The 23,037-nt window shown below is 68.0% G+C and carries 25 protein-coding genes and 5 pseudogenes; 17 read left to right on the top strand and 13 right to left on the bottom strand.

Translation table 11 applies throughout. The features are described 5' to 3' along the window. The first annotated feature begins 572 nt into the window (after window positions 1-572). From OG456_RS35035 to OG456_RS35015, 5 genes are all read left to right on the top strand, one after another. On the top strand, window positions 573-986 hold the full coding sequence (locus tag OG456_RS35035) for an alpha/beta fold hydrolase (RefSeq protein WP_266568127.1): 414 nt from the start codon (window positions 573-575) through the stop codon (window positions 984-986). Between the two features lie 169 nt (window positions 987-1,155). Then, window positions 1,156-1,290 (top strand): hypothetical protein, encoded by a 135-nt coding sequence (locus OG456_RS35030; protein ID WP_266568125.1) that lies wholly within the window; start codon window positions 1,156-1,158, stop codon window positions 1,288-1,290. 290 nt (window positions 1,291-1,580) lie between these two features. Continuing rightward, on the top strand, window positions 1,581-2,555 hold the full coding sequence (locus OG456_RS35025; protein ID WP_266568123.1) for a pirin family protein: 975 nt from the start codon (window positions 1,581-1,583) through the stop codon (window positions 2,553-2,555). 10 nt (window positions 2,556-2,565) lie between these two features. After that, window positions 2,566-2,907: a GNAT family N-acetyltransferase gene (locus tag OG456_RS35020; RefSeq protein WP_266568121.1), complete on the top strand. Its 342-nt coding sequence runs from the start codon at window positions 2,566-2,568 to the stop codon at window positions 2,905-2,907. Between the two features lie 115 nt (window positions 2,908-3,022). Further along, complete coding sequence (locus OG456_RS35015) at window positions 3,023-3,511, top strand: carboxymuconolactone decarboxylase family protein (RefSeq protein WP_266568119.1); 489 nt, start codon at window positions 3,023-3,025, stop codon at window positions 3,509-3,511. 229 nt (window positions 3,512-3,740) lie between these two features. Here OG456_RS35015 and OG456_RS35010 read toward each other — a convergent pair whose 3' ends face one another. Together OG456_RS35010 and OG456_RS35005 are read right to left on the bottom strand one after the other, a co-directional pair. Then, complete coding sequence (locus tag OG456_RS35010) at window positions 3,741-3,902, bottom strand: hypothetical protein (protein ID WP_266568117.1); 162 nt, start codon at window positions 3,900-3,902, stop codon at window positions 3,741-3,743. Between the two features lie 100 nt (window positions 3,903-4,002). Continuing rightward, the gene (locus tag OG456_RS35005) at window positions 4,003-4,131 is read right to left on the bottom strand and encodes a hypothetical protein (protein WP_266568115.1); all 129 of its coding nucleotides are present in this window, start codon (window positions 4,129-4,131) and stop codon (window positions 4,003-4,005) included. A 5-nt stretch (window positions 4,132-4,136) separates the two neighbouring features. On the opposite strand from OG456_RS35005, the gene OG456_RS35000 reads away from it, so the two are divergent. The 3 genes and pseudogenes from OG456_RS35000 to OG456_RS34995 all read left to right on the top strand — a co-directional run bounded on the left by OG456_RS35000 (window position 4,137) and on the right by OG456_RS34995 (window position 5,965). After that, window positions 4,137-4,724 carry a DinB family protein gene (locus OG456_RS35000; protein WP_266568113.1) on the top strand — a complete coding sequence of 196 codons (588 nt, stop codon included), beginning with the start codon at window positions 4,137-4,139 and terminating at the stop codon, window positions 4,722-4,724. A gap of 56 nt (window positions 4,725-4,780) precedes the next feature. Continuing rightward, window positions 4,781-5,178: pseudogene (locus tag OG456_RS50875) on the top strand (transposase domain-containing protein). A gap of 7 nt (window positions 5,179-5,185) precedes the next feature. Next, on the top strand, window positions 5,186-5,965 hold the full coding sequence (locus tag OG456_RS34995) for an IclR family transcriptional regulator (RefSeq protein WP_266568111.1): 780 nt from the start codon (window positions 5,186-5,188) through the stop codon (window positions 5,963-5,965). Here OG456_RS34995 and OG456_RS34990 read toward each other — a convergent pair. Next, entirely contained in the window at window positions 5,955-6,128 is a 174-nt protein-coding gene (locus tag OG456_RS34990; RefSeq protein ID WP_266568109.1) for a hypothetical protein, read from the bottom strand. The genes OG456_RS34995 and OG456_RS34990 overlap by 11 nt on opposite strands. Window positions 6,129-6,135: 7 nt before the next feature. Between OG456_RS34990 and OG456_RS34985 the strand changes: the two genes are divergently transcribed. From OG456_RS34985 to OG456_RS34975, 3 genes and pseudogenes are all read left to right on the top strand, one after another. Further along, window positions 6,136-7,044, top strand: a complete 909-nt coding sequence (locus OG456_RS34985; RefSeq protein ID WP_266568107.1) for a PDR/VanB family oxidoreductase — start codon at window positions 6,136-6,138, stop codon at window positions 7,042-7,044. 61 nt (window positions 7,045-7,105) lie between these two features. After that, on the top strand, window positions 7,106-8,320 hold the full coding sequence (locus tag OG456_RS34980; protein WP_266568105.1) for a cytochrome P450: 1,215 nt from the start codon (window positions 7,106-7,108) through the stop codon (window positions 8,318-8,320). Between the two features lie 57 nt (window positions 8,321-8,377). Continuing rightward, window positions 8,378-8,515: pseudogene (locus OG456_RS34975) on the top strand (S-(hydroxymethyl)mycothiol dehydrogenase); the annotation flags it as partial. Here OG456_RS34975 and OG456_RS34970 read toward each other — a convergent pair. The 3 genes and pseudogenes from OG456_RS34970 to OG456_RS34960 all read right to left on the bottom strand — a co-directional run. Further along, window positions 8,510-8,980, bottom strand: a pseudogene (locus OG456_RS34970) (XdhC family protein); the annotation flags it as partial. The pseudogenes OG456_RS34975 and OG456_RS34970 overlap by 6 nt on opposite strands. Next, window positions 8,981-10,186, bottom strand: a complete 1,206-nt coding sequence (locus tag OG456_RS34965) for an MFS transporter (RefSeq protein ID WP_266568103.1) — start codon at window positions 10,184-10,186, stop codon at window positions 8,981-8,983. 158 nt (window positions 10,187-10,344) lie between these two features. After that, entirely contained in the window at window positions 10,345-11,286 is a 942-nt protein-coding gene (locus OG456_RS34960) for a LysR family transcriptional regulator (RefSeq protein WP_266568101.1), read from the bottom strand. A gap of 188 nt (window positions 11,287-11,474) precedes the next feature. On the opposite strand from OG456_RS34960, the gene OG456_RS34955 reads away from it, so the two are divergent. Further along, window positions 11,475-11,729: a hypothetical protein gene (locus tag OG456_RS34955; RefSeq protein WP_266568099.1), complete on the top strand. Its 255-nt coding sequence runs from the start codon at window positions 11,475-11,477 to the stop codon at window positions 11,727-11,729. A 17-nt stretch (window positions 11,730-11,746) separates the two neighbouring features. Here OG456_RS34955 and OG456_RS34950 read toward each other — a convergent pair whose 3' ends face one another. Then, window positions 11,747-11,908 (bottom strand): hypothetical protein, encoded by a 162-nt coding sequence (locus OG456_RS34950; protein WP_164324575.1) that lies wholly within the window; start codon window positions 11,906-11,908, stop codon window positions 11,747-11,749. Then, on the bottom strand, window positions 11,905-13,137 hold the full coding sequence (locus OG456_RS34945; protein WP_266556846.1) for an IS701 family transposase: 1,233 nt from the start codon (window positions 13,135-13,137) through the stop codon (window positions 11,905-11,907). Before OG456_RS34945 ends, OG456_RS34950 begins: the two co-directional genes overlap by 4 nt. Before the next feature lie 119 nt (window positions 13,138-13,256). Between OG456_RS34945 and OG456_RS34940 the strand changes: the two genes are divergently transcribed. The 3 genes and pseudogenes from OG456_RS34940 to OG456_RS34930 all read left to right on the top strand — a co-directional run. Then, window positions 13,257-13,430: a hypothetical protein gene (locus OG456_RS34940; protein ID WP_266568097.1), complete on the top strand. Its 174-nt coding sequence runs from the start codon at window positions 13,257-13,259 to the stop codon at window positions 13,428-13,430. Window positions 13,431-13,531: 101 nt separating this feature from the next. After that, window positions 13,532-14,035, top strand: a complete 504-nt coding sequence (locus tag OG456_RS34935) for an SRPBCC domain-containing protein (RefSeq protein ID WP_266568095.1) — start codon at window positions 13,532-13,534, stop codon at window positions 14,033-14,035. 843 nt (window positions 14,036-14,878) lie between these two features. Continuing rightward, a pseudogene (locus OG456_RS34930) lies at window positions 14,879-15,010 on the top strand (Tn3 family transposase); the annotation flags it as partial. Between the two features lie 620 nt (window positions 15,011-15,630). On the opposite strand, the gene OG456_RS34925 reads toward OG456_RS34930, so the two are convergent. The 4 genes from OG456_RS34925 to OG456_RS34910 all read right to left on the bottom strand — a co-directional run bounded on the left by OG456_RS34925 (window position 15,631) and on the right by OG456_RS34910 (window position 18,935). Next, window positions 15,631-16,173: an NADPH-dependent F420 reductase gene (locus tag OG456_RS34925; RefSeq protein ID WP_266568093.1), complete on the bottom strand. Its 543-nt coding sequence runs from the start codon at window positions 16,171-16,173 to the stop codon at window positions 15,631-15,633. Window positions 16,174-16,270: 97 nt separating this feature from the next. Beyond that, a complete protein-coding gene (locus OG456_RS34920) occupies window positions 16,271-17,203 on the bottom strand; it encodes an NAD(P)-dependent oxidoreductase (RefSeq protein ID WP_266568091.1) in 933 nt (310 codons plus the stop codon). A 360-nt stretch (window positions 17,204-17,563) separates the two neighbouring features. After that, window positions 17,564-18,190, bottom strand: a complete 627-nt coding sequence (locus OG456_RS34915) for a transposase (RefSeq protein WP_266568089.1) — start codon at window positions 18,188-18,190, stop codon at window positions 17,564-17,566. Between the two features lie 346 nt (window positions 18,191-18,536). After that, window positions 18,537-18,935 (bottom strand): hypothetical protein, encoded by a 399-nt coding sequence (locus OG456_RS34910; protein ID WP_266568087.1) that lies wholly within the window; start codon window positions 18,933-18,935, stop codon window positions 18,537-18,539. A gap of 110 nt (window positions 18,936-19,045) precedes the next feature. Between OG456_RS34910 and OG456_RS34905 the strand changes: the two are divergent. Beyond that, window positions 19,046-19,891, top strand: a pseudogene (locus tag OG456_RS34905) (IS5 family transposase); the annotation flags it as partial. Between the two features lie 577 nt (window positions 19,892-20,468). Continuing rightward, complete coding sequence (locus tag OG456_RS34900; protein WP_266568085.1) at window positions 20,469-20,882, top strand: hypothetical protein; 414 nt, start codon at window positions 20,469-20,471, stop codon at window positions 20,880-20,882. 819 nt (window positions 20,883-21,701) lie between these two features. Here the strand turns inward: OG456_RS34900 and OG456_RS34895 are convergent. Beyond that, the gene (locus OG456_RS34895) at window positions 21,702-22,907 is read right to left on the bottom strand and encodes a S53 family peptidase (protein WP_266568083.1); all 1,206 of its coding nucleotides are present in this window, start codon (window positions 22,905-22,907) and stop codon (window positions 21,702-21,704) included. Window positions 22,908-23,037 lie beyond the last annotated feature (130 nt).

The raw sequence follows: 23,037 nt of genomic DNA, 5'->3' as shown, positions 1-23,037 counted from the left end.
CTGACGTACTGACTCATGTCGTTCACAAGTATCCGTGCGCTGTCTCCTTCACCACGTCCAATGAGGAAGACGCTGTCGGACGGCGCCCCTTTGGCGGCCAACGTCTGGGCATTCGCGGCATGCGCAGCCCGGGATGTCCTCACGCTAGAGCGAAGGTCCCGCCGCCAGTTGTCCTCGAGCGCACCGATTCTTGCCTGGAAGTGCCAGGACGGGGACGTGTCCCAGCACGCTGCTGCGCAGGCCTCCACGTCCCCCGCCCGCGCCCCTCAAGGCGCGGATGGACCACAGGCGGTGCACCGACAGGCAAGGCACCTTCACCGGCCGCCCATAGTGTGCTCAAGCCGGCGGGGCTTATCGCCCGGCCCGGACACCGTATGCACCGCTCCGGCCCGGCGAGGAGCCTCCGCCCGAGGCAGCCGCCGTCCGGACGGAGCGTGCCCACGCAAGCTGTGCCCTGAAGGCCACCCGTCCGTGTCTCCTGGGGGCTACTTGCCCCAGCACGGCAGCGAATCCGACCCCCACCTCCCGCCGCGCAAGAGCCGAGCACCACGGCATCAGCAGGAAGTTGTACCTTGTCCCGTTCCGACAAACCGACCGTCGACTTGGTCCACGGAGCCTTCGCCGACGCGTCCAGCTTCGCCCGCATCATCCTCGAACTGATCGCCCGCGGCCTGAACGTGGTGGTCCCAGCGGTACCCAACCGCAGCCTGCTCGGCGACTCCGCCTACGTCGCCTCGATCGTCCGTCCGATACCCGGCCCGGTCGTCCTGGTCGGACACTCCTACGGCGGTGCCGTCATCACCGTCGCCGGCGTGGAGGACAACGTCACAGCGCTGGTCTACCTGGCGGCTACGCCTTGGAGGAGGGCGAAAGCCTGGTCGAGCTCCAGGGAGGCCTCTCCGACTCCGACCCCGCCGGCGCGCTCGCCTATACCCCCTTCCCGATCGAGGGCTCCCCCCTCTCCCGGCACCGACATGACAGTCTAGATCGACAAGTTCCCGTCCGTCTTCGCCGCCGACGTCGATCCCCGCCTCGCTTCCGTACTTGCCGTCTCCCAGCGTCCGCTGGCCGCGCAGGCCTTCAGCGAGAAGGCGGCGTGGAGCACCCAGCCCTCCTGAGGTCTGGTCGCCACGGCCGATCACACCATCAACACGGATGTGGAGCGTTTTCGGCTACCAGCGGGCCGGCATGACCACCGGAGAGGTCGACTCCTCGCACCTGGTGATGCTGGCCCACCCCGCACGCGTCATCGGCCAGATCGAGGAGGCCGTCCGGGCCACCGCCCACTGACCCGGCCTGCCCCTCGGCCGGCTGCCGTCAGGCCTCGGCCGCAGTCCGGCAGCAGTTCCTCCGCGGCCATGACCCTCATGGACCCTCCCCGTGTGGCGGCTTTGGGTGGCGGCCCCTCGCCGCTCGACCGCGTGATCGTCTGCGGAGGCAGCCGATCCGGGCTGCCGCGGAACTTTGAGAGGCACTGATCGTCCGCGCTTGCCGGTGGGCTCCGCGCACCTGGTGAGGCAGGGGCTTACCATCAGACACGATTGTTTAATCTGCAATTATCATCGAGAGAGGGGTGTGGGATGAGCAACGTCGAAGTAGATCCCGCCGAACTGCGCTGCGCAATTGCGGACCATGACCTGCCGCAAGTCAACGTGCTGTCCGCGCGCGACGTCCCGTTGGGCGGGCCGAGAGCGATGACAGTGCGGCGTACACTTCCGCAGCGGGCCCGGACGCTAATCGGGGCCTGGTGCTTCGTCGACCACTACGGCCCCGACAACGTGGCCGACACAGGCGGCATGGACGTCGCACCCCATCCGCACACAGGCCTGCAGACCGTCAGTTGGCTGTTCAGCGGAGAGATCGAGCACCGCGACAGCCTCGGCAGCCACGCGCTCGTACGGCCCGGTGAGCTGAACCTCATGACGAGCGGGTACGGCATCAGCCACTCGGAAGCCTCCACCACCCGCACCACGATCCTGCACGGTGTCCAACTGTGGGTGGCTCTTCCCGAGGAGCACCGGCACACCGCCCGTGACTTCCGGCACTACCTCCCGCGCCCGGTCCGGGTGGGCGGGGCAGAGATCAGAGTGTTCCTGGGATCCCTCGCCGGTGGCACCTCGCCGGTACGGACCTTCACGCCCTTGCTCGGTGCCGAACTCCTCCTTGAGCCACGCTCGACGACCACGCTCCCGGTGGAAGCCGCCTTCGAGCACGGCCTGCTCGTTGACCAAGGAGATGTCCGCATGACCGGAACGCTGCTGCGCCCGGCGGAACTGGGTTACCTCGGCACGGGAATCGACACACTCACGCTGACGAACGAGACGGACACCCCCGCTCGGGCGGTCTTGCTCGGCGGGACGCCGTTCGAGGAACACATCGTCATGTGGTGGAACTTCATCGGCCGCAGCCACGAAGACATCGTCGAAGCCAGGGAAGCCTGGGAGAACGCATCCGACCGCTTCGGCGGGGTCGACGGTTACGACGGCGCACGTCTTCCGGCACCCGCTCTTCCGCACGCCACCATCGCACCGCGCAAGAACCCGACGCACCGCTGAAAGGCACACGATGACACAGCCCGCCGCCGCTTCGACCGTCCAGCGAGTGGACGCCAAGCACAGGTACGAAATCCTGATCGACGGCAAAACCGCCGGCCTCACCGCGTACCGCGACCGCGGCGACCAGCGCGTTTTCTACCACACCAAAATCTACGACGCCTTCGCCGGTCAGGGCCTGGCCTCGCTCCTCGTCCAGCAGGCCCTGACCGACGTACGTGCCTCGGGGAAACGCATCGTGCCGGTCTGCCCCTACGTGGCGAAGTTCCTCAAGAAACACACCGAGTTCGCCGACGTAACCGACCCCGTGACCCCCGAAGTCCTGCAGTGGCTGGACACCGAGCTGACGCCGTGACCGCCCGCGCCGCCACCAGCTCCGCCTCGTCAGAACGTCCGGACCCCGTCCGTATGTAGAGCCGACGCAACAACATAATGATCGATGGCCGGGAGCGGCCCTCAAGGAGCCCACGTTGAGTGACACGACAGCAGACCCTGCAAGTCAGCGAGTCTTCATTGACAAGCAGAGCCCGAAGGCCTACCACGCACTGGTCGAGACGGCCGAAGCGGCCCGCTCGGTCGCCACCGAGGCCGGACTGAACCGCACCCTCGTGGAACTGATCAACCTCCGCGTGTCACAGATCAACGGCTGCGCCTACTGCCTCAGCTTGCACACCAGGGCCGCACTGCGCGCGGGCGAGACCGCCCTGCGCCTGGGCGTGCTGGCTGCCTGGCGCGACACCGAACTCTTCACGGCGCGGGAACGCGCGGCACTCGCGTTGGCGGAGGCGACCACCGAACCCGCAAACACCGTCGCACAGGAGGACGCCTACGCCGCGGCCCGCGAAGTCCTCACCGACGACGAGATCTCTGCCGTGATCTGGGTGGCGATCACCATCAACGCCTTCAATCGGGTCTCCATCCTGAGCAAGCACCCCGTCCGCGCGATCCCGCAGCAGTGAGCCGGTTTCCCCCTGTGCTCGAACGCACCATCGCCTGGCCCACCGGATACCGACGCCTGCACTGCCGCTACGAGCTCCAACAGCAGCGCACGGGCGAATCCCCGGTCTTCGGCATCAGTTGGGCCTCGCTGGATCCGGCTGACGCGTCGAGCTGTTGCACCGCGGCCCTCCCAGGGCGGATCCGCCGTCAGCCAGGTCGATGCCCCAGAGTGGGACCGAAAGGCATCGACTACATCGGCAACCCGTCGGCCGTTCGCCGGTCGCCGTCGAAGTACATCTGCGCGCCTTCGCCGTGGGTGCCGGCATCCCGAGCCTCCGCTACGAGCAACTGCGAGCTGTGTACGAGGAAGCCGCCATACTTCTCGGGCACGAACAAGGCGGGCAGGAACATGCCGTCTGGCGGTATCAGTCGGAGGCCGTTTAGCCACCACTTCTGCACCCAACCGTGCAACTTGGTCCGTGCATCTTGTTCAACGGTTTAAGAGGTTGTCTCACGTGGCAAGTTTCGCGAGCTTCTTGTAGCAGGTCGGGGCGGCGGCCATGGCCAGGCCTCGGCTCTGCCAGTCGTTGCGGACCACGTACGGGATTTTGAGACCACGAGCTGCCCATGGCAGGCTCATGCCGCATGATCGATGAATTCGCGAAGGACAACCTGCACGGGAGACTGCGGCGGGACCGCGAGGCGCTGCTCTGGAAACTCGACGGCTTGTCCGAATACGACGCCCGCCGACCGTTGACAGCGACCGGGACCAACCTCCTCGGCCTGGTCAAACACGTGGCCAGCGTCGAGGCCAGGTACTTCGGCGAGGTCTTCGACCGCCCTTCCCCGGAACCGCTGCCCCGGTGGCAGGACCACTCCAACGGCAGCGATCTGTGGGCGACCGAGGACGAGACCCGCGATCAGATCATCGGGTTCTACCGGCGCACGTGGCAACACTCGGACGCGACGATCAACGAGCTTCCCCTCGACGCCCCCGGCCACGTGCCGTGGTGGCCGGAGCCTCATCCCAACACGAACCTGTTCGCCATCATGGTCCATGTCCTCGGCGAGTCCATCCGGCATGCCGGGCACGCCGATATCCTGCGCGAGGGCCTCGACGGCCGGACCGGGCTGCGCGCCGAACACGAGAAGCAGATCGACGAGGAAGCCCGCGCAGCCTACTGCGCGAAGATCGAGCAGGCCGCCAGGTCGGCCGCACCAATCAAGGCTTAGAGGCAATGCCGTTGCCTTTGCTGTAGGCGTACTGTGCTTGGCAGTTCGTCCTGGGGGTGGTTCAGGTGACTGCGAGTGTGTCTGACTTATCGGGTCTTGGCCTGTTGACCTGGGTGTATCCGCCGGGTTTGGTGGACCGGGTGGTGGCGGCGTGCGGCCGTGCCGAGCAACGTCAGCGGCTGCTTCCCGTGAGGTTGGTGGTGTACTTCGTGCTGCGCTGGCCCTGTTCTCACCTGCCCCGTATCTGGAAGGGATGCGCCATCTCGTCGAGGGCTTAAGGGGCTTGGGGCTGCTGGGCAACTGGCGTGTCCCTGCGAAGTCCTCGCTGTTCAGGGCCAGGGAACGACTCGGTTTTGAACCGTTGCGCGTGCTGTTCGCCACAACCGCGAAACCGATCGCGACCGAAGCGACGCCTCGCACCGGGATCTTGACCCGCTGGGCTCGACTCCGATGATGGCAGGATGAGGACACAGAACGGCGAGTCGGTCCTGGCCAGAGCGGTGCGGATCTTCGAGGCGTTCACTCCCGAGGAACCGGCCCTGACCGTCTCTGAGATCTCCCGGCGCACCGGGCTGCACGTGGCCACCGCGTCGCGGCTCGTCGCCGAGCTGGTTTCGCACGACTTTCTCGCCCGCGACGGGGACCGGCGGGTGCGCATCGGCATGCGTATGTGGGAGTTGGTGACGCGCGCCTCGCCCGCCGTGTCCCTGCGGGACGCCGCGATGCCCTTTATGGAAGGTGTCCACGATGTGGTGGGCCACCATGTGCAGTTGGGCGTCCTCGACGGGGACGAGGTGCTGTTCCTGGAGCGGCTCAGCGCGCCGGGCGCGGTCATCAACTACACCCGCATCGCGGGCCGGCTGCCGTTGCACGCCTCGTCGAGCGGCCTCGTCCTGCTCGCCCACGGACCTGCTGACCTTCGGGAACGAGTGCTCTCGGAGCCACTGCACCGCTACACCTCGAACACGCCCACCACCCCTGCGCGGCTGCGCGCCATCCTCGCCGACATCCGGCAACAGGGGTTCGCGTGCTGTCCCGGATATGTGCACCCCGATGCATTCGGCATCGCAGCCCCCGTACGGGACAGCGGCGGCACGGTGGTGGCGACGCTGTCGGTGATCGTGCCGAACGAGGACGGTGCCACTTCCGTCGTGCCGGTGGTAAGGACCGCCGCGCGCGGCATCTCCCATGCGCTGGGAGCGCCCTTGCGTCCGACCTGGAGTTCCTCTCTCACTCATTGAGAATGGCGTCGCGCCCGTCGTCGCCGGCCACGCATCCTTCCTGCAACCCAACGACGGGAGGCGACAACGTGGTCGGAACCAGCGTGGTTGCGGAGGGTGCGACGAGCACCGACCCGCGGCGGACAGGGTCGAGCAGCGCGGTGACCTTGACGGTCGCCGCCAAGGAAACGGTGGCTGAGGGTGTCGTGTCTCTCACGCTCACCCACCCGAACGGCGGCAGGCTGCCGGACTGGACACCGGGCTCACACATCGATCTGATCCTGCCGGACGGGACGACCCGGCAGTACTCGTTGTGCGGGGACCGGTGGGACGCGCACACCTACCGGGTCGCGGTGCTACGGGAACCGGCGGGCCGGGGCGGATCCGCGTACGTACACGATCGGCTGCGGCCGGGTGACCGTGTCGGCGTGGGAGGTCCGCGGAACAACTTTCCCCTGGTGCCGTCGGAGAAATACCTCTTCATCGCGGGTGGCATCGGCATCACACCGCTGCTGCCGATGGTGCGCCAGGCCGAACTCCTGGCCACAGAGTGGCAGTTGTTGTACGGGGGCCGGACCCGGGCCTCCATGGCCTTCCGCGAGGAGTTGGCGGCGGCGTACGGCGAGCGGGTGCACATCGTGCCGCAGGACGAGTGCGGCCTCCTGGACCTGAACGCATGGCTGGAGGGTCCGAACGCGGATACCAAGGTGTACTGCTGCGGTCCTGCTCCGCTCCTTGCCGCGGTGGAGCAGGCCGCCGCGTCCTGGGGACCGTACGGCCTGCGCACCGAGCGGTTCACGGCGAGGACCGACCAGGCCGAGCCGCTACGCGCCACCCCGTTCGAGGTCGAGTTGCGGCGCAGCGGACGTGCCGTGACTGTCTCCCCCGGGGTCTCCGTACTGGAAGCGGTGCGCGGGGCCGGTGTGGACGTGCTGTCGTCCTGCGAACAGGGGACGTGCGGCACCTGCCTGACGCCCGTCGTCGAGGGACGTCCCGACCACCGGGACTCGATCCTCACGGATCACCAACGGGCCGCGAACGACTGCATGTTCGTCTGCGTGTCGCGCGCCTGCGGCGACCGTCTCGTCCTCGACCTCTGAGCCCCATCCACCACATCTCCCCCTTCCTTGTCCCCCCTCCCTTCGTTCTTGCGGAGCCGCCATGACCGAAGCACCCGTGCATGCCCTGACACCACCCGTCAGCGACGCCGACCCGTTCGCCCACCAGAACCTGCTCAACCCCGAGCCGCTCCACCAGGCGCTGCGCGAGGCAGGCCCCGTCGTGCACCTCTCCCGCTACGACGTCCACGCGCTCGCCCGCTACGAGCAGGTGCACGCCGCGCTGGTGGACTGGCAGCACTTCGAGTCGGGCTCTGGGGTGGGCCTGGCCAACTTCCGCCATGAGGAACCCTGGCGTGCGCCCAGCCTGCTTCTGGAGGCGGACCCGCCCCGGCACGATGCCCCGCGGGGCGTACTGCGGGAGATCCTCGCCCCGCCCGCGCTGCGCCGCCTGCGCGACACCTGGTCCGCCGCGGCGGAGGAACTCGTCGACCAAGTACTGGGCGATGCCACGGAGTTCGACGCGCTTCCTGCCTTGGCGGAGGCATTCCCCCTGCGCGCCTTCCCGGACGCCGTGGGCCTTGGGCCCGAGGGCCGGGAGAACCTCCTGCCGTACGGCAACATGGCCTTCAACGCATTCGGTCCCCGTAACGACCTGGTCGCCGCCGATGCGCACCGCGCGGCTGCACTGGGGGCATGGGTCAACACCCAGTGCGAGCGTGCCGCACTCACCGAGGACGGATTCGGCGCCGCAATCTGGGCCGCCGCCGACCGGGGTGAACTCACGCACGAACAGGCCCCGTTGGTGGTGCGGTCGCTACTGACCGCGGGCGTCGACACCACCGTGCACGGCCTGTCCGCGTGCCTGTACGCGTTTGCCACGCACCCCGAGGAATGGCAACGACTGTGCGAGCGACCCGAGTTGGCCCGTACCGCCTTCGACGAGGCGGTGCGCTGGCAGTCCCCGGTGCAGACGTTCTTCCGTACCGCCACCGCCGACGTCGACGTGGCCGGAACCACGATCCCCGAGGGCACGAAGATCCTCATGTTCCTGGGCGCCGCCAACCGCGACCCGGACCGCTGGCACGACGCCGACCGCTTCGACCTCACCCGCGACCCGTCCGGGCATGTCGGCTTCGGCATGGGCATCCACCAGTGCGTCGGCCAGCACGTCGCCCGCCTGGAGGCGGAGGCGCTGCTGACCTCCCTGGCCCGCCGCGTGGAGTCGTTCGAGCTGACGGACACCCCGCGCCGCCACACCAACAACACATTGCGCGCCTGGGAGTCCTTGCCGATACGGGTCCACCCCGCGGCCTGAACCCCCCACACGTACACACACATCGCCAGCGGTGCCGCACGCGCAAGGAACCCCGCAATATCCCAGCAAGTACGAGGTGTTGTCGCCCGGGCGAAAGGTGAGCCGGTCGGCATCGAGACCATCGTGATCCCCGACCCCGGGCAAGGCGAGGCGGTGGTGAAGGTACAGGCGTGCGGGGTCTGCCACACCCAGGTGGGTGCGGCGCGAGCCCATCGCGCCGATGTAGGCGACCGGGAGGCGCAGCGCCAGCCGTAGCAGCGGCAGATCGAACTTGACGGCGTGCGTGAGGACGCACAGCACGGTCCGCCCGTCTACCTCGGTCCATTCCAGATACTTGTGCGGCCACTCGACAACGATCTCGGCGGCCTCCGAGAACCGTGCGGTCCTCGCAAAGACGGACCGCGCGTCGCACACCGAGACTCGGTAGCCGAGGAACTTGCCCATCCGCACGAGCGCGGGGGCGAAGTCGATCGCGCCGAACACGATCATCCGCGGTGCGGGAGCCGACGACTCGACGAGAAGCGCCAGCGGTGCTCCGCACCGTGACACCTGCTCGCCGATCTCCAGAGTGGCGGTGCGGCCAGCATCGACATACTCCGGATGGGGCCCGAAGCCGCCCTCGTGCGAGCCGTCGGGGCGCACCAGCAGCGTCCGCATTCGTCAGGCACCCGTGCTCGCATCGCGGATGGCCACCGCGAGAAGGACAAGGGCGAGTCCGGTGGCCACGGCGCCCAACCAGACGGGGGAGGTGAAGCCGAGCCCGGCCGTGATCACGAGCCCGCCGATCCACGACCCGAGGGCGTTGCCGAGGTTCACTGCCGCGATCGGGGCTCCGGACGCGATCGCTCCGGCGGCGCGCGCGTGTCGCATCACCCGGTGCTGGTAGCCGGGCGCAGCGGCGAAGCCGAACATCCCCATGAGGCCCAGCGATATCGCCGCGACGACAGAATTGCCGGCGAGCAGCCCGAAGAGGATCTGCACGGCCAGAAGGCCCAAGAGTGCCAGCGTCACGGTGGCGTCCAGTGCGCGGTCGATCCAGCGGCCGCCCAGAACGTTGCCCACAACCAGCCCGACGCCGAAGAGTACGAGCAGCCAGGGCACGGCGCCCGTGGAGTAACCCGAGACCTTCGTCAGCGTCAGTGCGACATAGGTGAAGGCGCCGAACATGCCACCGAACCCGAGCGTCGCGACCGCCATCGACAAGAGGGCCTGCCGGTTGAGGAGATGCCGCAGATCGGCGAGGGAACTCGTGGGCGCGGAAGCCACGTGAGGGACGACCGCGAGGATGGCCAGGGTCGCGACGACGGCAATAGCCACGATGACGCCCAACACGATCCGCCATCCGAACTGCTGGCCGAGGACGGTGCCGAGCGGCACCCCAAGGACGTTGGCCGACGTCAGTCCACCCAGCATGACGGCGATGGCCCGGCCCTGGCTTTGCGCGTCGACCAGGCTGACGGCGACGACTATGCCCGTCCCGAGAAACGCCCCGTTGGTCATACCGGCAAGGATTCGTCCCAAGAGGACGACCTCGAAGTTCGGGCCCAGCGCGCAGAGGAGGTTCCCGATGACAAACACGACACCGAGCCAGATCAGGGCCGACTTGGGCGGGATGCGGCTGAGAGCCGTGGTCAGGGCGAGGGCGCCCACGACGATGCCCACCGCATACGACGTCACGAGGGCGCCCGCGTTGCCGTCGCTGACCGACAGATTGTCCGCGACATTTGGTAGGAGGCCGGCGATCACGAACTCGGCCAGGCCGAGGGCGAAGCTCGCCAGAGCGAGCGCGTACAGCCCGATGGGCGACCTGCGGGTCTCGGTGGTCGTCTCGTGGGTTGTCTCAGATGCGGTGTACTCACTAGTCATGACAGGCCGAACCTTCGCGCACCCCTCGGGATTCCTGATGTGAAGCCAACGACCCATCGATTATTTCGATCCCACCCGCTCTAGACGTCGATGGGTGCAGGTCGGCCGCCCGGAAGTTGGCGGCGTGCCACGGAATCTCTGCGCGGTGCCCGTAGGCCCTACGAAGACTGGTGCTGCTCCTCGGCGGGCATGGCCACTTCGGCGAGTTGCGTCCGTACGCTGCGCGGTACCCGCACGCCGTGAACGCGCAGTCCTGCGATGAACCGTGCGACGAGCGGATCAGGTCCGGCGGAGGTCACCGCCACCAACTGTCTGGTCCACCTCGGAGAGAACGACCGGACCACGCCGGGGAAGCCCGCGCTGACCGCGCTGACCGGGCACACGGCGATACCCAGCCCTGCGGCGGCGAGTTGGGGCGCCGCGGCCGAGACGGACGTCCTCATCACCGCCTCCAGATGGACTCCGGCACGGGCGAAGGACTGGTCGAGCCATGCGCCGAGGCCGTTGTCCGCTGTGAAGTGCACGAGCGACGCGCCGTCGAGGTCCCGGATGCGCAAGGCGGCCAGCTGCGTCAGCGGATGTCCAGTGGGCGCGGCCAGCACGATCTCCTCCTCGGCGACGGCGGTAACTCTGAACCGGTCGGACGGAGGGTCCGATACCACCGCGACGTCGACCTCGTCGGACTCGACCATCCCCAGTACCTCGTCCATGACTGTGAACTCGCGAAGGGTGATGGTCACCTCCGGGTGGCGGCGGTGCCAGTCGCGGATCACCGGGGCGAGCAGGGAAACGGTCAGACTCTGTGCACAGCCGATCCGCAGCGATCCCCCGCCCGCTTCTCCCACTGCCCGCGCGGACCGCACGGCGGCGGCCGCCGCCTCGACCGCCCGTCGGGCATCCGCGACGGCAACCCGTCCCGCGGCGGTGAGCCTGACCCCCCGGGCCTCGCGGCGCAGCAGAGCCGTCCGCGCCTCGCGCTCCAGTGAGGCGATCTGATGGGACACCGCCGGCTGCGAGGAATGCAGCAATGAGGCGGCTTGGGTGATGGATCCGGTGTCTGCGACGGCGACGAGACATTCGAGCGCACGGAGAGAAGGCATCCATGAATCCTATAGCAGTCCCCTGAAGCATGAATGATCCGATGGGAAGAATTCGGCGATATGGCTCGCTGATAACGACGTAGGACTCCTGCCGAGCGGGCGGGAGCGCGGCGCGAAGTGAACGGGCGATTTCGCGGCGTGGGGCTCGTCTCGATATGTCGATGGGTTGATTAGGAAAGGGCAGTGAGATGAAGGTCATGACGATCGGACGAGGAACGATCGGCGGCAGACTGGCACGGCTGCGGCAGGAAGCAGGACACGACGTCGAGGAATTGGGCCGTGGCGGCGACGACGCGTCAGACGCGGACGCCGTGCTGGTCGCTGTTCCCCGTGCCCAGATCTCGGCCGCGCTCGGCGAGGTGGGCGGACTCGAAGGGAAGGTCGCGATCGACGCGACGAACAGCTTCCCTTCTCGGCATGGCAAGTTCGGGTTTTACGCCTAGTACTACAGCCGGTGGTCTTACGGTGAGTGAGCGCGGGCGGTTCGGGTGCGGTAGTGGCTGGTTCGGGCTCGGGTCTGGTGGCGGGTGCGCCAGCGGTGCCAGTGCATGGCCAGCCAGGTCCGGGCGGTGCGGGCGGGAGCGAGGACGATCCGGTCGTACAGGCGGCGGATCTCGTTCACGGTCGGGGGTCGGGAGTCATCGGTGGGGCGGGTATGAGCCGGCTCCGGACGGTGACGAGGAAGGCCATGGCGAGCATGCACACGGTGGTGTGCCGGTACCACGAGCACCATTTGCGTACCTCGTGCTCGTCCAGCCCCACCTGTCCCTTGGCGACCTGGAACGACTCCTCCACCATCCAGCGCTGTCCGGCGGCGACGACCATCTCGGCCAGGGTTGTGTCCAGGTGGGTGTGGCACAGGAAGTAGGCGATCTCCCGGACGAGTTCGCCGGTCTTCTTGTCCTTCTTGTTGGGCACGATCGAGCGGCGGATCAGCAGATGCCGCTCGAAGTCCCCTTCAGTGGTGGCGAGTTGGACGGTGGCCCAGTCGTACTCGCGCGGGCCCTTGGCGCCGTCCGCGCAGGGCCGGCGCTCGAAGGCGTCCTCGGGTACCAGCGCCCACAGCTCGCGGGCCTGCCGGGTGCGCCCGTCGGGCAGCGGCAGCACCTCATCTTTCGGGACGGCGAGCACGTAGCGGACGTGGTGTTCCTCCAGCCAGGCGCGCAGCGCCCGGCACTGCCCGTATGCCTCGTCGGCCAGGAAGTAGGTGAACGGCACCGAGGCCGCCAGCGCGCGCTCCAGCATCCGCCGGGCCAGCTCCGGTTTGGTGACCACCGCGCTCGCGCGTTCGGGCGGGATGCCCTGCTCGGCGCAGCGGCGTTCGTGCTCCACGGTGGTGCCGGCCCAGTTCCTGCCGAGGTAGAGCTCGGCGTCGATCAGAGTGCGACCCCGGCGGGATCCGTACGACAGGTGCACGCTGACCTGGGCATTCTCGACCCTGCCCGCAGTTCCGGTGTACTGCCGCTGGACACCGGCGGTCTTGGTGCCCTTCTTGATGTCGCCGGTCTCGTCCGCGATCAGCACCGCGTCGTCGTCGGCCAGGGCGTCGACCGCGACGGCGCGGACCCGGTCGCGCAGTTCGTCCGCATCCCACGCGGCCTTGGCCAAAAAGCCCTGCAGCCGGTCCGGGTTGGGGTGGCCGGCCGCCTCCGCGAGCTGCCACAGGTTCTTGCGCGGCACCTCGCTCAGCAGCCCACGCACCATCGCCCGCAGGTTCTCCCGGGAGGCCGGACGCGCAAACACATCGTCTACCGAGGCACACAACGCCTCCAGCTCCCCCTCAAGCTCCCGCACTTGGCCCTCGGCCAGCTCGTCCGTCCGCACCACACCAAGCGACAGTTTCAACCCCACGAACGGAGCAACGAGCCAACCATCGTCACGTCACGTGAACCACCGGCTGTAGTACTAGGACGTTAAGAACTTCACCCGAGGTCCGGTGGCCAATATGCATTTCGGTGCGCTGCTGGAAATTGGCGAGCGAGCAGCGGGTGCGGCCGAGCAACTGGTACGTCGCGGACGACGATGCCCGCGAGGTCGTCGAGCGGCTCATCCGGGACGCCGGGCACGACCCGTGGAGCGAGGACCTGTCGGGGGCACGCGACTTCTTGAACATGGGCATCGAGCCGGTCGGCGGCGTGTTCTAGCACTTCGCCGCGCCGGTCGGACTCTGACGTGTCGTGACGTGACGATCGTGTGAGCAGCGGACGACCTCGAAATCCAGCAACATTACGAAGGAGAAATGGCAATGTTCGAGAAGGTGAACTGGCCGGAGCGGTACGACCCGAAAGCCTCGGCGATCTACGCGCTCAACGACATCGACGTGAAGGCGCCGGCGGAGGTCGTGTGGAAGCTGCTCGTCGACGCCGAGAACTGGTCGGCCTACTTCCCTCCGGAGGATCAGGTCAGGATTCTGGGCGGTGAGACGGAACTGGCGCTCGGAACTGAGTACAGCCGCTTGACGGTTGGGTTTCCCATGAGCCTCACCGTGACGGAGTGCGAGCCCTACAGGCGGCTTTCGTGGGCGACGGTGGTCGACGGCGACAACACCGACTCAAGCGCGTACCACGGCTGGGTCATCACCCCTACCGACGACGGTTGTCACGTCCTGACCGAGGAAACCCAGCAGGGAGAGTTTTTCCTGGAGGAACTCGGCCGGAAGAACCCCGGTGCGCTCTACCGGTACCACCAGGACTGGGTCGAATGCCTCGCCCGTGCCGCCGAGGAGATCGCGCCCCGGCCAGCGACCTGATTCGCTGTACGTCGACCCCGCGACCGTCCGGCCCGGTCGGCTGTTGTGACGCGTGCAAGCCATCGTCGCGGACAGCCTACTGCTCTGAACCTCTGCGGTCGCGGGGTGCCGAGGAGGCAAACGGAGCTATGACCGGCGCAGCGCGGGACGGGAAGCGGCGGACGAGGGCGGCACCTCGCCGACCCCATCTGACGCCGAACTGGCCCGTATCCAGAAACTGACGGACGACGCGGATTCCCCCGCTGCGGCAACGCTATCCGGCGCGGCGGGGGACAACTGACCGGTGCTCCCTGGCGAGGGGCAGCACTGCGCCGCGGGCGCTTTCGCCTGTCGCGGTGCCGCCGAACCGGATGCGAAGACCGGGCGGCGGCCGCCGCGCCCGCCGCCGCTCCGCAATGTCAGGTAATTGGTCGGTGTCGCCGGAGAGAACGGGCGGCCGACGCGGGCTTGGCTTCGTCGTCTGCGGTGCCGGTTGGACCAGGGCAGGAGACGCGACGCGGAAAGCCTTCCCAGGGTCGCGTCTCCGCGCCCGAACTTCCCGCTGTGTGGTGGGTCGACCCTGACTCCGATCCCGGATCCTTCCTGGTCCTCCACGCTCATGGACTGCTGCGCCAACGTGATCACCGACCATGCGCCCCACAGCCTGCTCGCCCTGATGACCGGCGCCGAACAGGACGCCTGACTCCCCACCGCGCGAAGCGACAGACGGCCCGAGGCAGTTCCCCGCTCGGCGACCTGCGGCCCGGGCCGCAGGCATCGGCTCAGTCCTGGCGGCCGTCGTCGTCCTCGTCCAGCTTCGGCACGTCCGGGTCGCCCAGCGGGCGCAGGGCGCCGGCGGCCAGGGCCCGGGACGTGTGCCACGGCAAGCGCGGCACCATCCACCAGGCGTACCGCGACGGCATGGAGGACCAGCTCGGCGCGCTCGATCTGGTCCTCAACGCCATCGTGCTCTGGACGACGCGGCACATCGACGCCGCCAGCTCGGCTTCGCGCTCCAGACGTGCACGGTGCGCTGCATCGGCCGGCCGATCCCGCTGCGGCAGGCGTTTCGCCGAGGACGGGCGGATCGCCAAGACCGAGCACCTACAGCGCCGCCCGGACGAGGGAGCGGAGATCATTGCGCGGTATGTGCCGTTCCACGCCCGCGCAGCCCGTACGGTCTACCGCGACCTCCCGCTGCTCATGGACGGCGGCCCGCTGGCTTTAACGAGGCGGGCCACACCATTACCTTCGTGCGCTTGACCGAATACCCCGCACACTGAGTCCCGCCCGCGTTGCGCGTGTACGCGATCCGCCACGACATAGGGCGGCCCGACCAGTTATAGGGTTCAGAACGCGGACCGAACCGTATGCGGCGCCCCGCTCCCCTTCGACGACCAGCGCCCCGTAGATGCCGGGTCGCCGGACCACCCAAAGCGGCAGGCTGTGAGCCGAGACTCAGCGTGTGGAGCGCCGGCCCTTCGCGCGCTGTACAAGATGGGTGTCATGATCGCGCCCCGCGCACTGCGGAGAACGCGCCGAAGCCATGGCCAGCGCGCTGCTGGCAGCCCGGTACCCCCACGTCGCCCGGGCCGTCGACGGGCGGACCAATACGCTCAGAGTTCTCCGGGGACGGCGAACCGGTAGAACACGCCGCCGACCGGCTCGATCCCCATGAGCAACCAGACCGCGTTCTCGAAGTCCCGGGCCCGAGACAGGTCGCCGACCCGCACCGGGTCGTAGCCGGCGTCGCGGATGAGCCGCTCCACGACTTCGCGGGCGCCCTCGTCCGCGACATACCAGTTGCTCGGCCGCACCCGCTGCTCGCGCACCGCACCGAACAGCGACCCGAAGTTCATGTTGAAACTCTTGGCCACCGGGCCGCCAGTAAAGGACTTCACCTCGTCGGCGTACGAGGGGAAGTCGCCCTGACGCGCGGGCATGATGTTCGTCGCGTCGACGGCGACCTTCCCCTGAAGCCCCGTCACTCTGCTCAGTGCGTCGGAGATCCTGGCGCCGGGAACCGCGACCAGGACGACGTCTGCGTCCGAGGCGTCCCCACCCTCGCGGCCGAGCTCCTCGACGTCGTGGCCCGCGTCCCGCCAGAGGCGGGCCAGCCCGCCCCCGATGGTTCCTCTTCCGACCGTGACGATCCTCATCGCGCTTCTCCTTCGGTCGAACGACTACATACGTGCTTATGTGTGTGCATCGATGTGCGGATATTGCCCGGCGCACCGGGCGGACCCGCGTGGCGCGTCACGCCCCGTCTGCGGCGAGTGCGTTCTTGACGGCCGCGAGGCCGGCGGCGTGTGCGACGACGGGCCGGTAACCGAGTTCGGCCACCGCCTTGTCGGTGCGCAGCACGCACGGCTGCCCGACGAACCACCGCGCCGGGACCGGGATCTCGCGGGCGGCGGTCTCGGCATCCAGGTCCGGGATCGGCGCGTCGACGCCGTAGAGCGCGAACAGCGTCTCGAGGAACTCCCGCAGGACGACCCGGTGCCGGTCGGTGACGAAGTACGCCTGGCCCGGCCGACCGCGCCGCCATCCGAGCACCAGGCCCTCGACGGCGTTGTCGACGTACGTGACGTCGGTGGTGTGCCGACCTCCGCCGACCCAGGCGAATTGCCCGGCCTGCGCCGCTGCGGCCAGCCCCTCGGTGAGGATGCTGCCGGGACCCCAGACGAACCGCGGCCGTATCGACACCGTGGCGAAGCCCGGCGCGTTCGCGTCCAGCACGATCTGCTCGGCGACGGCCTTCACCGAGCAGTAGGCGGCCTCCGAGTCCGGCCGCAGCGGCGCGGTCTCGTCCGCCTCCAGCAGCGGGTCGCCGACCAGGAGCGCTGCCTCGCTCCCGCAGTGGACGAACCGGGGGACGCTTGCGGCGCGGGCCGCGTCGACGGCCGCCTGGGTGCCGCCGACCGTCACCTGCTCATGCCGCCCTCGGTCGGCAGCGATGTCCGTCTCGGCAGCGAGGTGGAACAGCACGTCGCTGCCCGCCGCGGCCTCCTGCCAGGTTGCCGCCTCGGTCAACTCGCCCCGCACCGGGCTCGCGCCGAGCGCCGCGACCTTGTCGGCCGACGCCCCGCTGCGGACCAGCGCGCGGACCGAGTGGCCCTCGCCGATAAGCCGGCGGACCAGCGCCCGGCCTATGAAACCCGAACCGCCCGTGACGAACGCCTGTGCCATGGGAGCCTCCTTCCTCGTGTGCGCTCCCCGTCCGCTTCGGGCGGGAAGACCATGTCTGGTTGAGCAAACAGCGGTGTCCCGCTGTTCCCTCGATGCCATTCATGTATGTGGGGCTAGCGATAGAATGCATGGATGGCTTCTCATCGCGCGCTCGACTGCCTCGTCGCGGTCGCGAATAGCGGGACGATCGCGCCGACCGTGCTGCGGCCCCTCCCGTGTTGGGGAGAGAGCGAAGACTCAAGTTGCACAAGGCGAAACTGCCAAAGCCGGGATTGCCGAGGACCGGATGCGGGTGCTGTTCGTCTCGGCCCGGCCGACAGCATCGCGGCGACCTTCAAGCGCCGCCCGCCCCGGTCTTCTTCACGATGGATGGTGTTCCGGACGGCTCGACGCCGCGAGCACGCCAACGAATCGGAGGACGAGGGCGCCGGTGCATCCGACCCGCCGGCGCCGCAGCGCGAGCGTGCCGAGTGCCACGGTGAACAGCAGGGCTGTTGCAAAGGTGGCGTGACCTTGTGAAGTCCCAGGTCGGCTGTGACGTGACCGAACGTGCCGAAGCTCCGTTGCTGCAGGTGACCCTTCAAGTCCCTTGCCTGCCATGAAGCTTTGGTGATTCATCGGTCTGCCATGCCTGCCGCCCTCGCGCCCGTGCAGGTGGGCTACGGTCGCGGCGGCGGCCGCGTCGATCTGGTCGTTCTTGCGTCCGCCGCCGCGCGAGAGCTCACGGACCCGGCTGGTCGCCGTGGCGGGGACGTCGATGACGCGCTCGCCGCGGGCTATCAGCCACTGGACCAGGTGCCGGCCCAGCCCGTTGGCGTTCTCCACCGCCCAGGTGCGCTGCGGCCACTGCCGGGCCCAGCGCAGCAGGCGCCGGTACTCCGGCAGGCTCGCCCGGATCGTCACCGAAGACAGCTGTTGCTGGCTGTCGGCGGCCACACCGGCAGCGGTGTGGGTGGACTTGTGTGGATCGACTCCGAGCAGTACCACGGGAGGGTGCTCCCAAGAGGTGCGTGACCGACAGGGACGTCCACGGCCGACACTCCGACTTCCGGAACCAAACGGGCCGGGACACGCCTCTGTTGAGTCAGACCGTGGGCGGACGCCGGGCCGGTGGCACACCCCCGGAGAGCCAGCCCCGGGAGGCGGCAGAAGCTTCACGAGTCATCCCATCCGACGCCCTACGGAAACGCTACGAGCGGCCAACTCGACCGCACTCCGCTATCCCCATATAAGAGCGACCGCCACTTGATGGTCAGCGAGGGCTTCAAGTTGCTGGCCGATCGGCGTGATTCGTGCAGCCGGGTTCACCATCGGCGCTTGCCTGGGTGACGAGTCAGGACTCGTTGGCCTGGGCGAGGATCGCCTCGATGCAGGCTGCGGCCTGTCTCCAGACGGTGAGGAACTCTCTCCTGTCTACCTGCGCTTCGCGCCACTGCGAATTCTCGTCGTGCGAGCGGAAGCGGAACAGGATCGCGCGGTCGGTCATCTCGGCGTCGACCTGCATGTGGTCGAAGGTGTCACCCAGGCTCAGCTGAAACCGCTCATGCGGTTCGCCGCTCTCGACCAGGCGCGCGAGATCTTGCAGGTCGCAGTAGTGCGGATAGAACGCCGTTGTACTTCCGTCGCCCATCGGCCAGCCGCTCAGCAGGATCTGGAAGAGACCGAAACGCCGCAATGGCATGTACTCGAGTACCACGATCTGGAAGCCGCCCGGCTCTCCGAATATGCCCACAGACTCTCAATCTCCAGGGTGCCGGCCAGGTACGGCCTCAAGGGATGACTCGTAGGAACGACCTCTAGCGATCATGAAGATCTCCAAGCTCAGCGATCGCCGGAGGATTCGTGCCTACCGTCCCATCATCCCTGTTCGAACCGCTGTGGGATCAGTTCAGCGCGTTGCTTCCTGACCGGCCCGAGTTCGATCCGGCGCATCCATGGGGGTGCCACCGCCGCCGGGTACCCGACCGGGTCGTCTTCCGCCACGTCGTAGACGCCCTGGTCCACGGCTCGGGTTATGAGCGGATCGCCAGCAACGAGTGCTCGGCCACTACGATCCGGCGCCGGGTCAGGGAATGGGCTCACCTCGGACTCGCCAGGCGGCTGCACGCGATCGCCCTGGCCGCTTACGACACGATGATCGGCCTGAACCTCGATGATTTGTCTGCTGACGGCTGCCACACCAAGGCCCCTTGCGTCGGCGCCAAGGCCGGACCGTCACCGGTCGACCGTGCGAAGCAGGGACTCAAACGCTCCACTTTGGTCGATGCCAGTGGAATCCCGCTGGTCATTGCGTCGGCCGGCGCGAACCGGCACGACTCGAAACTACTGGAACCCACCATCGAGGCGGCCGAACATCAGCTCGGAGCCCTGCCTGAGAACGCCGTGATCCACCTGGACTCCGCGTACAACGGGCGGGCCTGCCGTCGAATTCTGGACGACCACAGGTTGATCGGCGAGATAGCCGTGAAGGGCATCCCGGCTCCGATCCAGGTTGGCAAGCGTTGGGTGGCCGAACGTACGCAGTCATGGATGAACGGCTACGGCAAGATCCGCAGGTGCTTCGAACGCGACGGCGAGGTCGTCGATTTCTACCTCTACCTCGCCGCCGCGTTCGTCACCGTCCGCGCGCTGATCCGCCAAGCGCGCCAGCTCTACCGCTGGACCACACGGCCAACAGCCCGCCGACTCGCTGACCATCAAGTGGCGGTCGCTCTAAGTCGGAAGCTTCACCTCCCAGCTGGCCACTGTGGACAGATGCCAGGAGTCGCCCGGGAATGGGGGACAGGTACGGGCTGCGCTTGTGTGACTGATATAGCCCGCACCGCAGCGAGTTCACACGCACGCACGGCCCATCTCAACCGGGATCCGGGCCGCGCAGTTGTTGACGACAGGGTCGTTCAATGAGCCTGTGACCGGCCCGAGGTGCCTTCCGGGGACGCATCGCCCCAGCACCCGTGGTGACGAGTCACCCGTAACCCACTCCCGCACGCCTTCGCAGGGGGGCAGACTTGGCTCATCTCGCAGCGAGATGAGCTGGTACGCGAGATTCGTGCGCTCTCCGACTCGGAGGCCGTGCGGGCGCTGAAAGAGCCCGAGGCTGGTGCATCAGTTTGGAAGATCCCGTGACCGGGTGAGGCGTGACCTGGCAGGATCTTCAGCTGCGCGTTCTTGGCGCGTTCCGCAGCTGTCCCCGCTACTGCCCGGCGGTCACTTCCCGACCGGACACGCGAGGGGCACGGTCTACCTGCTCCTGTCCGGAGGTTCCTTGAAGTTCGCAGACTGGGCACCGATCCTTGTGGCCTTCATCACAGTGACGGGGGGAATCGTTCAGGCCCGTCGTAAGCGGCCCATGACCAGGGAGATCGTTAAACAAGACGCTGAGCTGCTGGCCCTGCTCCCTGAGGACAGCGAGGCGAAGCAGATCCTTGCGGCGCACATTGATGGAGCCGTGCGCAAGATCGTGGAGGGGGAAGATGAGCAAACGCGTGATCTAGGTGGCGTTCTCTTCTGGATCAGTTTCCTGGTCCTTGCCGTTTTCCTGGTGGTGGTTGCCGTGGACCGAGGCGGGTACTGGTGGTTGCTGTGTCTCCCTGCCGCCGTCGCCTGGCTGCTCGGAGCCCCCGCGGTAGTGCAGGATGTCGCTCTTCGGCGTCGCGACGCCCGAGGAAGACCGGTGTAGCCGAGACGATCAACTCGAGCAGCTTCTGATCCGGATCCGTCAAGGCCTCCTGTCCACCATCGACCCAGGCAAAGCCGAGCAGACGCGGCCCATGGCGTCCAGGTCGTTCACACCCAGGCCGAGACCACCAGCCTTCGAACCAACCGGCCGACCCGGCCGCGACCACATCCGCAGCCCCCGCGAAGCCTTCCGTCGGCTGGGCAAGTCGCCCATACCTGCAGCAGACCCGGACGATTACAGATACGCAGCCTGATCAGCAGCGACGAGTTTTCGCCCCCCGCACCTTGTCCATCGGCGAGGGGAACGTTGCACCATCCCCGAAGTCCTTGGAGCTGGCGCTGACGAAGTACACGGTTTCAGATGGGTTTTCCTTCGCGTACTCCACCGGCGGACAACCAGATCGCAGCGTCCCAACTGCCGATCTCGGCCCCTTTGACGAGCCGACAATGACGCAGCAGGGTCGCCTCCCGGAACGGCGCTTCCCTCGTAGCCTCTGCGCTGGTCGGAATTTGCTCCACAACGGTGCGCCAGCGCTGCCGCCAGTACCTGCGCACCTCCTCCGGTTCGCTGGGACCGAGCGGCACGTCCAGACCCCACGGCGTGTTCTCGCACAGCACCTTCGGACGTCCCCTTCGATACGCCCCCAAGCATCCGGGCCGGAGCCGACGTGGTCGCCGACTCCGACCCGGTCGCGGAGGACAATGAGCGCCGCATCGGGCGACCACGTCCTCTGCGAGGGAGGCGCGACCAACCAGTGTTACTGGCCGGGCCGCTGAAGGTGCATCAGGTACTTCACATACTTCCGACGCTTCAGGTACGTCAGCCGGTGAAGGCCGCCGTGCCGTTCGGGACGCCGAGGCCGGTCGGGCCGTCGTACCCGGCAGCGGCGGTGCACAGGTACGCCGTGGTGCAGCTGCCGTTGGAGCCGCTGGTCACGTCGTAGAGCGCCGAGGTGTGCGCGTAGGGGAACGACGCCGGGTAGGAGCCGGACGACGGGGCGCCCGCCAGCGCGTAGGTCGCCGCGATGAGCGGGGCCGATGCGCTGGTGCCGCCGAAGACCATCCAGCCGGTGGACTGGCGGTAGGTGTCGTAGACCGCGACCCCGGTGTTCGGGTCGGCGACCGCGGAGACATCCGCGATCGTCCGCTTGGCGCAGCCGCTGTCGGTCTGCCAGGTGGGCTTGGCGTCGTACGAGGAGCAGCCGGATCCCGCTCCGCTCCACACCGTGTCGGTCCAGCCGCGCGTGGTGGACGAGGTCTTCAGCGACGTACCGCCCACAGCCGTCACGTACTTGGATGCGGCCGGGTACTCGGTGCCGTAGCCGTTGTCGCCGGAGCTGACGGTGATGGCGATGCCCGGGTGGTTGAAGTACGTCGAGTCGTACGTGGCGTCGCTGGAGGTCTCGCCGCCGCCGTAGCTGTTGGAGACGTACTTGGCGCCCAGGCTCACCGCGGTGTTCACGGCCGTGCCCAGGTTGGCCATCGTGGCGGAAGCGGCCTCGACCAGCAGGATCTTGCAGTTCGGGCAGGCCGCGCTGACCATGTCGGCGTCGAGGGATATCTCCTGGGCCCAGCCGGAGTCGGCGCGCGGGTAGCTGGTGCCCCCGGTCTGGTTGACCTTCTTGAAGCAGCCGTTGGCGGTGGTGCAGGCGGACAGGCCGAACTGGGAGCGGTAGGTCGCGAGATCCGCTTCCGCGTTGGGGTCGTCGTACGCGTCGACGATGGCCACGGTCTGGCCGGAACCGCCGCTGGAGGAAGGAAGGTTGTACGCGGCCTGCAGTGAGGCGGGGCCGTAGCCGGAAGGCGCGGCGGCCGCCGTCAGGTCGCTCTCCGCGTGAGCGGATTTCGGGGTGCCTGCGGTGACGCGGAGCGCCTTGCAGGCCATGACGTCCTTCTGCGTCGGAGTAGCACAGGAGTGGGCCACGGTGACGCCGTTGGGCGCCGATGCCTGGCCGGCCGGGGCGGCCAGAGCCAGGGCTGCTGCGGCCAGCGAGGCCACAGCTACGAGGGAACTGGATCTGCGCAACGTACTTCCTCCGTCAGGTGGGTGAACCAGGGGGATATGCGGGTGCGCTGTGCAGCCTGTGACGCGTGGTGCGCATCAGGACCGGCGCAGAACCTACGGTGTCCGGAGCACGTCAACAAGAAGATCGTTG

It is taken from the genome of Streptomyces sp. NBC_01446 (assembly GCF_026340095.1).
In the GTDB taxonomy this organism is placed as follows: Bacteria; Actinomycetota; Actinomycetes; order Streptomycetales; family Streptomycetaceae; genus Streptomyces; species Streptomyces aureus.
Note: the sequence above shows the minus strand (reverse complement) of the source record. Positions and strands in the feature narration are given on the sequence as shown.